A 9,959-nucleotide genomic window follows, 5' to 3' on the forward strand; every position below is an offset into this window, starting at 1 on the left:
CTCCCACATTGGAATGCATTGTCAGAAAGAATGCAGTTCCCTGTGGGAGCCGGGCTTGCCCGCGATGGCGCCGGTTCAGTCAATAAAGATTACAGCTCGCCCAACGCATCGATCAGCGCCTGGTTCTGCTCCGGTGTGCCGATGCTGATCCGCAGGAACTGGGCAATCCGCTCCTGCTTGAAATGCCGCACAATCACCCCCTGCTCCCGCACCTTGGCCGCCAGCCCGGCAGCGTCGTGCCGTGGGTGACGGGCGAAGATGAAGTTGGCCGCAGACGGCAACACCTCAAAGCCTTTGGCCTGCAGCTGTGCCACCAGCTTTTCACGGCTGTCGATCACCAACCGGCAAGTGTTCTGGAAGTGTTCGCGGTCTTCAAACGCGGCCGCCGCACCGGCAATCGCCAGGCGATCCAGCGGGTATGAGTTGAAGCTGTTCTTGACCCGCTCCAGCGCCTCGATCAGGTCCGGATGGCCCACGGCCAGGCCCACCCGCAATCCGGCCAGGGATCGCGACTTGGAGAGGGTCTGGGTCACCAGCAGGTTCGGGTAACGGTCCACCAGGCTGATGGCGGTTTCGCCGCCGAAGTCGATATAGGCTTCATCCACCACCACCACCGAGTCCGGGCTGGCCTTGAGGATTTGCTCCACGGCGTCCAGCGCCATCACGCAGCCGGTTGGCGCATTGGGGTTTGGGAAGATGATCCCGCCATTGGGCCTGGCGTAGTCCGACACACGGATCTGGAACTGCTCGTCCAGCGGTACCGCGTCGAACGCGATGCGGTAGAGGCCGCAGTACACCGGGTAAAAGCTGTAGCTGATGTCCGGGAACAACAGCGGCAGGTCGTGCTGGAACAAACCGTGAAAGATGTGCGCCAGGACTTCATCGGAACCGTTGCCGAGGAACACCTTGCCCGCGTCGATTGCGTAATACTTCGCCACCGCCTGCTTGAGCAGGTCGCTGTTGGGGTCCGGGTACAACCGCAGGTTGTCGTTCAACTCGGCCTGCATGGCGGCCAGCGCCTTGGGCGACGGCCCGTAAGGGTTTTCGTTGGTGTTGAGCTTCACCAGCTTGGTCAGCTTCGGCTGCTCACCGGGCACGTAAGGCACGAGTTCCTTGACGAGCGGGCTCCAGAATTTGCTCATGTTTCAGTTCCCCTGCTTATCGTCAACGATGCGGTATTCGGCACTGCGAGCGTGGGCGGTCAGCGACTCGCCACGGGCCAGCACGGATGCGGTCTTGCCCAGCTCCGACGCGCCCTGGGGCGAGCAGAAGATGATCGACGAACGCTTCTGGAAGTCATACACGCCCAGTGGCGAGGAAAATCGTGCCGTGCCTGAAGTCGGCAACACGTGGTTGGGACCGGCGCAGTAGTCGCCCAAGGCTTCGCTAGTGTGGCGGCCCATGAAGATCGCCCCGGCGTGACGAATCAGCGGCAGCCAGGCTTGTGGGTCCGCGACGGACAGCTCCAGGTGTTCCGGGGCGATACGGTTGGCCACCTCGATGGCTTGTTCCATGTCTCGCACCTGGATCAAGGCGCCGCGGCCATTGATCGATTTCTCGATGATCTCGGCGCGTTCCATGGTCGGCAGCAGCTTGGCGATGCTCGCGGCCACCTTGTCCAGGAACTCGGCGTCCGGGCTGACCAGAATCGCCTGGGCGTCTTCGTCGTGCTCGGCCTGGGAGAACAGGTCCATGGCGATCCAGTCCGGGTCGGTCTGGCCGTCACACACCACGAGGATTTCCGAAGGGCCGGCGATCATGTCGATGCCGACCTGGCCAAACACGTGGCGCTTGGCGGTGGCCACATAAATGTTGCCCGGGCCCACCACCTTGTCGACCTTCGGCACGCTCTCGGTGCCATAGGCCAGGGCAGCTACCGCTTGGGCGCCGCCGATGGTGAACACGCGGTCAACGCCCGCAATGCAGGCCGCTGCCAGCACCAGTTCGTTGATTTCACCACGCGGCGTGGGCACCACCATGACCACTTCGGTCACACCGGCGACCTTGGCCGGAATCGCGTTCATCAGTACCGAGGACGGGTACGACGCTTTGCCGCCCGGCACGTATAGACCGGCACGATCCAGCGGCGTGACCTTCTGGCCCAGTACCGTGCCGTCGGCCTCGGTGTAGCTCCAGGAGTCCTGCTTTTGTTTTTCGTGATAGCTGCGCACTCGCGTGGCCGCCACTTCCAAGGCTTCGCGCTGGGGTGCGGTGATGCGGGTCAGCGCCAGTTCCAGGCGTTCGCGAGGCAGGATCAGGTCGGCCATGGAGGCGACGTCCAGGCCATCGAACTGGCGGGTGAAGTCCACCAGCGCTGCGTCACCGCGCTCGCGCACGGCCTTGATGATGTCGAGCACCCGCTGGTTGACCGAATCGTCGGACACACTTTCCCAGCTCAGCAGATGATCCAGATGATGGGCGAAATCCGGGTCGCAAGCGTTGAGTCGGGCAATTGCAGTGGACGTGGTCATAGCGAGGGCCTCAATAGAATTGGCAAAAACTCAGGCGCCGAAAGTTAGCAGTCGATCCGCTTGGGCACCCGAGAATTCTGGCTATGAGGCGGATAGACGGGCGCGGCTCAGGGCCGCGCAGGTGAGTCAACCGCGGTGTCGAGACTCCACTGCCTTGCGCAGGGTGTCGATCAACGCCTGGATACGAGCGTGCTGCATTTTCATCGACGCTTTGTTGACGATCAGCCGGGAGCTGATGTCGGCGATAAAGTCCTGGGGCTCCAGGCCGTTGGCGCGCAGGGTGTTGCCGGTGTCGACCACGTCGATGATCTTGTCGGCCAGGCCGATCAGCGGCGCCAGCTCCATCGAACCGTAGAGCTTGATGATGTCGACCTGGCGACCTTGCTCTGCGTAGTAACGCTTGGCAACGTTGACGAACTTGGTCGCCACCCGCAGGCGGCCTTTGGGCTCGACGTCACCGACACGGCCGGCGGTCATCAGCTTGCACAGGGCAATACGCAGGTCCAGCGGCTCGTACAGGCCCTGGCCACCGTATTCCATCAACACGTCTTTGCCCGCGACGCCAAGGTCGGCCGCGCCATGCTCAACGTAGGTGGGCACGTCGGTGGCACGCACGATCAACAGACGAACGTCGTCCTGGGTCGTGGGGATGATCAGCTTGCGGCTCTTGTCCGGATTCTCGGTCGGCACGATGCCCGCTTCAGCCAGAAGCGGCAGTGTGTCGTCAAGGATACGGCCCTTGGACAGTGCGATGGTCAACATGGGAAACGTCAGTCCTTCATCAGGCTATTGCTGTCCGGTCGCAATCGGCGCCAGACACAGATCGAGGCCATTACAGCCTCGATTTGAAACAAATCCAATACCGTTCAGCTAACAACAAACACTTTCCTGTGGTGAGCGGGCTTGCCCGGCGCTGGGTTGCGTAGCGACCCCAAAAACGGGACTGCTGCGCAGTCCAGCGCGGGGCAAGCCCGCTCACCACAGTGACAGCGTTCGAAGTCCGAGGGGTTAGCCCGGTACGCGGCGGATTTTCGCGCCGAGCATCTGCAGCTTCTCTTCGATGCACTCGTAACCACGGTCGATGTGGTAGATGCGGTCGATCAGGGTGTCGCCGTCTGCGCACAGCGCCGAGATCACCAGGCTGGCCGAGGCACGCAGGTCGGTGGCCATTACTGGCGCGCCCTTGAGCTTCTCGATGCCGGTGACGATGGCAGTGTTACCTTCGACCTGGATCTTGGCGCCCATGCGGTGCAGTTCATACACGTGCATGAAGCGGTTTTCGAAGATGGTCTCGATCACAGCGCCGGTGCCTTCGGCAATCGCGTTCAGGGAAATGAACTGCGCTTGCATGTCGGTCGGGAACGCCGGGTACGGCGCAGTACGCACGTTGACGGCTTTTGGCCGCTTGCCGTGCATGTTCAGCTCGATCCAGTCTTCACCAGTAGTGATCTCGGCGCCCGCTTCCTTGAGTTTTTCCAGGACGGACTCAAGGATGGTCGGGTCGGTGTCCTTGACCTTGACGCGGCCGCCGGTGACAGCAGCAGCCACCAGGTAGGTACCGGTCTCGATGCGGTCCGGCATCACCTTGTAGGTGGCCGAATGCAGGCGCTTCACACCTTCGATGGTGATGGTGTCGGTGCCGGCGCCGGTAATGTTGGCACCCATGGCGATCAGGAAGTTCGCCAGGTCGACCACTTCCGGCTCGCGCGCGGCGTTTTGCAGCACGCTGCGGCCGTTGGCCAGGGCAGCGGCCATCATGATGTTCTCGGTACCGGTCACGCTGACAGTATCAAAGAAGAAGTTCGCGCCACGCAGGCCGCCTTCTGGTGCCTTGGCCTTGATGTAGCCGCCTTCAACGTCGATGGTTGCACCCATGGCTTCGAGGCCACGGATGTGCAGGTCCACCGGACGCGAACCGATGGCGCAACCGCCAGGCAACGCGACTTCGGCTTCACCGAAACGAGCAACCATCGGGCCCAGAACCAGGATCGAGGCGCGCATGGTTTTCACCAGCTCGTACGGCGCGATCAGGGTCTTGATGGTGCGCGGGTCGATTTCGACGCTGAGTTTCTCGTCGATCACCGGCTCAATGCCCATGCGACCGAACAGCTCGATCATGGTGGTGATGTCGTGCAGGTGCGGCAGGTTGGCCACGGTAACCGGGCCATCGCACAGCAAGGTAGCTGCCAGGATCGGCAGGGCGGAGTTCTTCGCCCCGGAAATACGGATCTCGCCATCAAGACGAGCACCGCCGGTAATAATCAATTTATCCATAAGAATCTCGACGCCTTGGGGGCTCAGGTGCGCTCGGCCCAGGCCGCGCGGCTGAAAAATTTCATAGTGACCGCATGGATGCTGCCATCGGTGATCCACGGGTTCAAATGGGCATAGATCTGCTGCTGACGCTTGACCGGGCTCAATGCCGCCAGTTCATCGCTAATCACGTTCAGCTGGAAGTTACAGCCTTCGCCCTCAACTTCTACTTGAGTTTCGGGGAGCTTTTCTTCGAGAAAGCGCTTCACTTCTAAGGCCTGCATGCTCAACCTCTATCGGCGCCCAGTGCGCGCGGGTCGCACATCATACAAAAAAGCCCCGCGCCTGCGAACCCCGCATAGCAGGACTCTGACGGGGGGCTTCTTTAATAATGTGTATTAAGGATGCGCCAACAACTCGGTCAGCCCGGAAACTTCAGCAATTTCACGCATGTCTTCGGGCAACGCACGGATGCTCACCGGCTTTTTGACGGCCTGCGCATCACGCATGAAACACAGCAGCAACGATAAGCCGACGCTACTGGACTTCACCACCGCCGAGCAATCGAGCACCAGCGCCGCAGAGGTGCTGGCATTGATCAGCGCCTGGCCCTGCTTGCGCAGGGCTGGCCCGGTGCTGTAATCCAGCACGCCGCTGAGCAACAGCTCACCGGACTCGCCAAGGCGAATGGCCGACTCGGTCATTGGGCAGGCTTCCCGGCAGCTTTGTCGGTTTCTTCCTTGGCCTTGGCCACTTCACCGGCCCAACCGTTGATGGTTTTGTCCAGATCGTTGCCATTGCGCTGCATTGCGTCGGCAAACTGGTCACGGAACAGCTTGCCGATATTGATGCCGTTGATGACAACGTTACGCAGCTTCCACTCGCCATTGATCTTCGTCAGGGTGTACGACACTGGGTACACCGCACCATTGCTGCCCTTAACGGTCATGCCGACTTCGGCACGGTCACCCGTTTCGGACTTAGGCGCATCAACCGTAATGCCCTGGTTGTTGTACTCGAGCAATGCGTTGCCATAGAACTGGAACAGGCCACGCTTGAAGTTTTCCTGGAAGCGGGTCATCTGCTCCGGGGTCGCCTTGCGCGAGTACTTGACGGTCATGATGCTTTTGGAAATACCTTCAGCATCAACCACAGGCCCCACGATCGTATTCAGCGCGTTGTAAAACTGACTCGGGTCCTGCTTGTACTTTTCCTTGTTGGCACTCAGGTCAGCCAACATTTTGTTGGTCGTGTCCTGCACCAGGTCGTGTGCAGAACCGCCGGCAGCGGCGTTAGCCATCAACGGCAGTGCCGCCAGCAGTACCAACAGGCCACGTCGCAAAGTAGAGATCATGAACACATTCCTCATTTGGCGTCTTTATTGACGGTGTTGAGCAGGAATTTACCGATCAAGTCCTCCAGCACCAACGACGACTGTGTGTCATGAATGGTCGAACCATCCTTGAGCAGAGCTGTTTCCCCGCCCACGCTGATACCGATGTACTTCTCGCCCAGCAAACCAGCGGTGAGAATAGACGCCGTGGAGTCTGTCGGCAGATTATCCACCTTCTTGTCCACTTGCATCGTCACCCGGCCGGTGAAGCTGTCGCGGTCCAGATCGATCGCCGTGACCTTGCCGATGGTTACACCCGCCATGGTCACTTTAGCTCTGACAGTCAAACCGGCGATATTGTCGAAGTAGGCGTAAAGTTTATAAGTATCGGCGGTGGGGCTGGCCGATAGGCCGCTGACTCGCAGGGCGAGCAACAGTAAAGCCAGGATGCCAGCCAGCAAGAAAAGGCCGACACCGATTTCCACAGTGCGGTTTTGCATCAGAAATCTCCAAACATCAAGGCGGTCAAAATGAAGTCAAGGCCCAGTACCGCCAGCGAGGCGTACACAACGGTCTTGGTGGTGGCGCGACTGATCCCTTCTGAAGTGGGTTCACAGTCGTAGCCTTGGAATACGGCGATCCAGGTCACTACAAAGGCGAAAACGATGCTTTTAATGATGCCGTTGAGCACGTCGCCGCTGAAGGTCACGCTGTTCTGCATGTTGCCCCAGTAGGAGCCGTCGTAGACGCCCAGCCAGTCAACCGCCACCCACGAGCCGCCCCAGATCCCGACCACGCTGAACACCATCGCCAACAGTGGAAGGGAGATGAAGCCGGCCCACAGGCGTGGGGCAACAATGTACTTGAGTGGATCGACACCGATCATTTCCAGGCTGGAGAGCTGCTCGGTGGCTTTCATGTTGCCTATTTCGGCCGTCAGCGCAGAACCGGCACGCCCGGCAAACAGCAGCGCGGTCACCACGGGGCCCAACTCACGCAACAGGGTCAGGGCCACCATCTGCCCCACCGCCTGCTCGGAACCGTAGCTGGAAAGGATGTTGAAACCCTGCAGCGCCAGCACCATGCCGATGAATACACCGGAAACCACGATGATCACCAGGGACATCACGCCCACGGAGTGCAGTTGCTTGATCAGCAGGCCAAAGCCGCCGCCAATACCGCCGCGGCCGAGCAAGGCATGAAACAGGAAAATCGTCGAACGGCCCAGCACACCAATGATATCGATGCCGGAGCGGCCGAAAAGGCGAACCTTTTCGAGTAAGGATGTCTTGCGCATCAGCGCTTCCCCAGAAAATCTGAGCGGTAGTCCGCTGCCGGAAAATGAAAAGGCACCGGGCCATCGGGGTCGCCAGTCATGAATTGGCGAATGCGCGGGTTATCTGCGTTCATCAGCTCTTCAGGCGTGCCCTGCCCCAATACCTGGCCATCGCCCACTACATAGAGGTAGTCGGCAATGCTCGCGGTCTCGGCCAGGTCGTGGGAGACCACGATACTGGTGATACCCAGCGCATCATTGAGCAGGCGGATCAGGCGCACCAGGACACCCATGGCGATCGGGTCCTGGCCAACGAAAGGTTCGTCGTACATGAGAATCTGCGGGTCGAGGGCAATGGCACGCGCCAAGGCCACCCGACGCTTCATGCCACCGGACAGCTCGTCGGGCATCAAATCGATGGCACCACGCAGCCCCACGGCCTGCAATTTCAGCAACACGATGTCACGAATCATTTCATCGGACAGCTGCGTATGCACCCGCAGCGGGAACGCCACGTTTTCAAAAACGTCGAGGTCGGTGAACAATGCGCCGCTCTGGAACAGCACGCCCATGTGCTTGCGGGCATCGAACAGATCGCTGCGCGACAGCGTCGGCAGGTTCTGGCCGTTGACCCAGACTTCACCGGCGGAGGGGCGCAGCTGCATGCCCATCAGGCGCAACAGCGTCGTCTTGCCGCAGCCGGAAGGCCCCATGATTCCCGTGACTTTGCCGCGGGGAATGCGAATATCCACATTATTGAAGATGCTGCGCGTACCGCGCTTGAAGGAAAGGCCCTTCAGCTCGACCGCGTAGGCGTTATCGGCACTCATCTAAACTCCTTGGGATGCAGCCTTTCACTCAGACACCTTGTTTTCGACAAATGCTTGCGCCGAATAGACAAAAAGGCTGTGCGGACCGAACTGGCGGCGAACTATATCACTGCTGGTACAGCGCCCCCAAGGCCGGAACAGAGCTTGTTCAGAAACAGGACAGCTAAAAAAACCTTGCTGAGGTTGAATCTCAACCACAGGCGGAATGAATAAAGCCTGACGAACTTGCGTGAGGGAATTGTTCATTACCGCTATAATCGCCGACTTTTCGTCAGGCTATACGATTTCAGACATGAGCCAATCCAGCGACCTTATTCAATCCGCACAACGCACCATCCGCCTTGAGCTTGAAGCCGTAGAAGGTTTACTGGCCCATATCGACGCGGATTTCGTACGCGCATGCGAGATGATTCTGGCCAGCAAGGGCCGCGTTGTCGTGGTCGGCATGGGCAAATCCGGGCATGTCGGCAACAAGATCGCCGCCACCCTGGCAAGCACCGGGACCACCGCGTTCTTCGTGCATCCGGCCGAAGCCAGCCACGGCGACATGGGCATGATCACCCGGGATGACATCATCCTGGCGCTGTCCAACTCCGGCACCACCAACGAAATCGTGACCCTGCTGCCGCTGATCAAGCGCCTGGGCATCCAGTTGATCAGCGTGACCGGCAACCCGGACTCAACCCTGGCAAAAGCCGCCGAAGTGAATTTGAACGTGCACGTTGCCCACGAGGCCTGCCCGCTGAACCTAGCACCCACCTCCTCCACCACTGCGGCCCTGGTCATGGGCGACGCGCTGGCGGTGGCACTGCTGGAAGCCCGTGGGTTTACCGCCGAAGACTTCGCATTTTCCCATCCAGGTGGCGCCCTGGGCCGTCGCCTGCTGCTGAAAGTGGAAAACGTGATGCACGCCGGCGAAGAGTTGCCTCAAGTGGCGCGCGGCACCTTGCTTAAGGATGCCTTGATGGAAATGACCCTCAAGCGCCTGGGCATGACGGTGATACTGGAAGATGACGGGCGCCTGGCCGGGGTATTCACCGACGGCGACCTGCGCCGCACACTGGACCGCAACCTCAATATCCAGACCGCAACCATCGACGAAGTCATGACGCCTCACGGCAAGACCGCACGCCCTGACATGCTCGCGGCCGAAGCGCTGAAGATCATGGAAGACCATAAAATTCTGGCGCTGGTGGTGGTCGACGGCGACGACCGCCCGGTTGGCGCCCTGAACATGCACGACTTGCTGCGTGCAGGAGTGATGTAAATGACCACCGACCTGTTGCAACGGGGCAAAAACATCAAGCTGGCGATTTTCGACGTCGACGGTGTACTCACAGATGGCCGCCTGTACTTTTTGGAAGACGGCAGCGAATTCAAGACGTTCAACACCCTCGACGGCCAGGGCATCAAGATGCTGATGGCGGCGGGCGTGCAAACCGGGATCATCAGCGGTCGCAAGACTCCGGTTGTGGAACGCCGCGCACAAAACCTGGGGATTCCTCACCTGTATCAGGGCCGCGAGGATAAACTGGTGGTCCTGGACGAGCTTCTTGGCCAACTCAACCTAAGCTATGAGCAGGTTGCCTACCTCGGTGACGACCTACCCGACCTGCCGGTGATTCGCCGGGTCGGCCTGGGCATGGCCGTGGCCAATGCGGCGGCGTTCGTTCGCGAACATGCCCATGGCGTAACGACAGCCCGTGGCGGCGAAGGCGCCGCCCGCGAGTTCTGCGAACTGATTCTGCGCGCCCAAGGCAGCCTTGAAGCGGCCCACGCCGCCTACCTATAGAGCG

The 9,959-nt window shown here is 60.2% G+C and carries 13 protein-coding genes; 2 read left to right on the top strand and 11 right to left on the bottom strand.

The window, feature by feature from the left end; translation table 11 throughout:
- Nucleotides 1-89: 89 nt before the first annotated feature.
- From hisC to ACZRN6_RS31160, 11 genes are all read right to left on the bottom strand, one after another.
- Nucleotides 90-1,142 (bottom strand): histidinol-phosphate transaminase, encoded by a 1,053-nt coding sequence (gene hisC, locus ACZRN6_RS31110; protein ID WP_322147424.1) that lies wholly within the window; start codon nucleotides 1,140-1,142, stop codon nucleotides 90-92.
- A gap of 3 nt (nucleotides 1,143-1,145) precedes the next feature.
- The gene (gene hisD / locus ACZRN6_RS31115; protein ID WP_322147425.1) at nucleotides 1,146-2,471 is read right to left on the bottom strand and encodes a histidinol dehydrogenase; all 1,326 of its coding nucleotides are present in this window, start codon (nucleotides 2,469-2,471) and stop codon (nucleotides 1,146-1,148) included.
- A gap of 126 nt (nucleotides 2,472-2,597) precedes the next feature.
- Nucleotides 2,598-3,233 carry an ATP phosphoribosyltransferase gene (gene hisG, locus ACZRN6_RS31120; protein ID WP_003188599.1) on the bottom strand — a complete coding sequence of 212 codons (636 nt, stop codon included), beginning with the start codon at nucleotides 3,231-3,233 and terminating at the stop codon, nucleotides 2,598-2,600.
- Nucleotides 3,234-3,479: 246 nt separating this feature from the next.
- The gene (gene murA / locus ACZRN6_RS31125; RefSeq protein ID WP_177084230.1) at nucleotides 3,480-4,745 is read right to left on the bottom strand and encodes a UDP-N-acetylglucosamine 1-carboxyvinyltransferase; all 1,266 of its coding nucleotides are present in this window, start codon (nucleotides 4,743-4,745) and stop codon (nucleotides 3,480-3,482) included.
- A 23-nt stretch (nucleotides 4,746-4,768) separates the two neighbouring features.
- A complete protein-coding gene (locus ACZRN6_RS31130) occupies nucleotides 4,769-5,008 on the bottom strand; it encodes a BolA family protein (RefSeq protein ID WP_017477722.1) in 240 nt (79 codons plus the stop codon).
- A gap of 114 nt (nucleotides 5,009-5,122) precedes the next feature.
- Nucleotides 5,123-5,428: an STAS domain-containing protein gene (locus ACZRN6_RS31135; RefSeq protein ID WP_322147431.1), complete on the bottom strand. Its 306-nt coding sequence runs from the start codon at nucleotides 5,426-5,428 to the stop codon at nucleotides 5,123-5,125.
- Entirely contained in the window at nucleotides 5,425-6,078 is a 654-nt protein-coding gene (locus tag ACZRN6_RS31140) for an MlaC/ttg2D family ABC transporter substrate-binding protein (protein WP_322147432.1), read from the bottom strand. Before ACZRN6_RS31140 ends, ACZRN6_RS31135 begins: the two co-directional genes overlap by 4 nt.
- 11 nt (nucleotides 6,079-6,089) lie before the next feature.
- Nucleotides 6,090-6,557 carry an outer membrane lipid asymmetry maintenance protein MlaD gene (gene mlaD / locus ACZRN6_RS31145; protein WP_010170575.1) on the bottom strand — a complete coding sequence of 156 codons (468 nt, stop codon included), beginning with the start codon at nucleotides 6,555-6,557 and terminating at the stop codon, nucleotides 6,090-6,092.
- Nucleotides 6,557-7,354, bottom strand: coding sequence for a lipid asymmetry maintenance ABC transporter permease subunit MlaE (gene mlaE, locus ACZRN6_RS31150; protein ID WP_003216131.1), 798 nt, complete (start codon nucleotides 7,352-7,354; stop codon nucleotides 6,557-6,559). The genes mlaD and mlaE overlap by 1 nt, the downstream gene beginning before the upstream one ends.
- Nucleotides 7,354-8,163 carry an ATP-binding cassette domain-containing protein gene (locus ACZRN6_RS31155; protein WP_322147434.1) on the bottom strand — a complete coding sequence of 270 codons (810 nt, stop codon included), beginning with the start codon at nucleotides 8,161-8,163 and terminating at the stop codon, nucleotides 7,354-7,356. Before ACZRN6_RS31155 ends, mlaE begins: the two co-directional genes overlap by 1 nt.
- Before the next feature lie 24 nt (nucleotides 8,164-8,187).
- Nucleotides 8,188-8,409 carry a hypothetical protein gene (locus tag ACZRN6_RS31160; RefSeq protein ID WP_322147435.1) on the bottom strand — a complete coding sequence of 74 codons (222 nt, stop codon included), beginning with the start codon at nucleotides 8,407-8,409 and terminating at the stop codon, nucleotides 8,188-8,190.
- Between the two features lie 46 nt (nucleotides 8,410-8,455).
- Between ACZRN6_RS31160 and ACZRN6_RS31165 the strand changes: the two genes are divergently transcribed.
- Nucleotides 8,456-9,430: a KpsF/GutQ family sugar-phosphate isomerase gene (locus ACZRN6_RS31165; RefSeq protein ID WP_322147436.1), complete on the top strand. Its 975-nt coding sequence runs from the start codon at nucleotides 8,456-8,458 to the stop codon at nucleotides 9,428-9,430.
- Nucleotides 9,431-9,955, top strand: a complete 525-nt coding sequence (locus ACZRN6_RS31170; protein ID WP_010170579.1) for a KdsC family phosphatase — start codon at nucleotides 9,431-9,433, stop codon at nucleotides 9,953-9,955.
- Nucleotides 9,956-9,959: the final 4 nt, after the last annotated feature.

The sequence above is a fragment of the Pseudomonas sp. A125 genome (genome assembly GCF_055409485.1).

What these genes read in the sequence shown, in the direction of transcription:
- hisG (WP_003188599.1), bottom strand. Translation starts at nt 3,233, where the DNA reads ATGTTGACCATCGCACTGTCCAAGGGCCGTATCCTTGACGACACACTG.
- ACZRN6_RS31135 (WP_322147431.1), bottom strand. Translation starts at nt 5,428, where the DNA reads ATGACCGAGTCGGCCATTCGCCTTGGCGAGTCCGGTGAGCTGTTGCTC.
- mlaD (WP_010170575.1), bottom strand. Translation starts at nt 6,557, where the DNA reads ATGCAAAACCGCACTGTGGAAATCGGTGTCGGCCTTTTCTTGCTGGCT.
- ACZRN6_RS31160 (WP_322147435.1), bottom strand. Translation starts at nt 8,409, where the DNA reads ATGAACAATTCCCTCACGCAAGTTCGTCAGGCTTTATTCATTCCGCCT.
- ACZRN6_RS31140 (WP_322147432.1), bottom strand. Translation starts at nt 6,078, where the DNA reads ATGATCTCTACTTTGCGACGTGGCCTGTTGGTACTGCTGGCGGCACTG.
- mlaE (WP_003216131.1), bottom strand. Translation starts at nt 7,354, where the DNA reads ATGCGCAAGACATCCTTACTCGAAAAGGTTCGCCTTTTCGGCCGCTCC.
- ACZRN6_RS31165 (WP_322147436.1), top strand. Translation starts at nt 8,456, where the DNA reads ATGAGCCAATCCAGCGACCTTATTCAATCCGCACAACGCACCATCCGC.
- ACZRN6_RS31170 (WP_010170579.1), top strand. Translation starts at nt 9,431, where the DNA reads ATGACCACCGACCTGTTGCAACGGGGCAAAAACATCAAGCTGGCGATT.
- ACZRN6_RS31155 (WP_322147434.1), bottom strand. Translation starts at nt 8,163, where the DNA reads ATGAGTGCCGATAACGCCTACGCGGTCGAGCTGAAGGGCCTTTCCTTC.
- murA (WP_177084230.1), bottom strand. Translation starts at nt 4,745, where the DNA reads ATGGATAAATTGATTATTACCGGCGGTGCTCGTCTTGATGGCGAGATC.
- hisD (WP_322147425.1), bottom strand. Translation starts at nt 2,471, where the DNA reads ATGACCACGTCCACTGCAATTGCCCGACTCAACGCTTGCGACCCGGAT.
- hisC (WP_322147424.1), bottom strand. Translation starts at nt 1,142, where the DNA reads ATGAGCAAATTCTGGAGCCCGCTCGTCAAGGAACTCGTGCCTTACGTG.
- ACZRN6_RS31130 (WP_017477722.1), bottom strand. Translation starts at nt 5,008, where the DNA reads ATGCAGGCCTTAGAAGTGAAGCGCTTTCTCGAAGAAAAGCTCCCCGAA.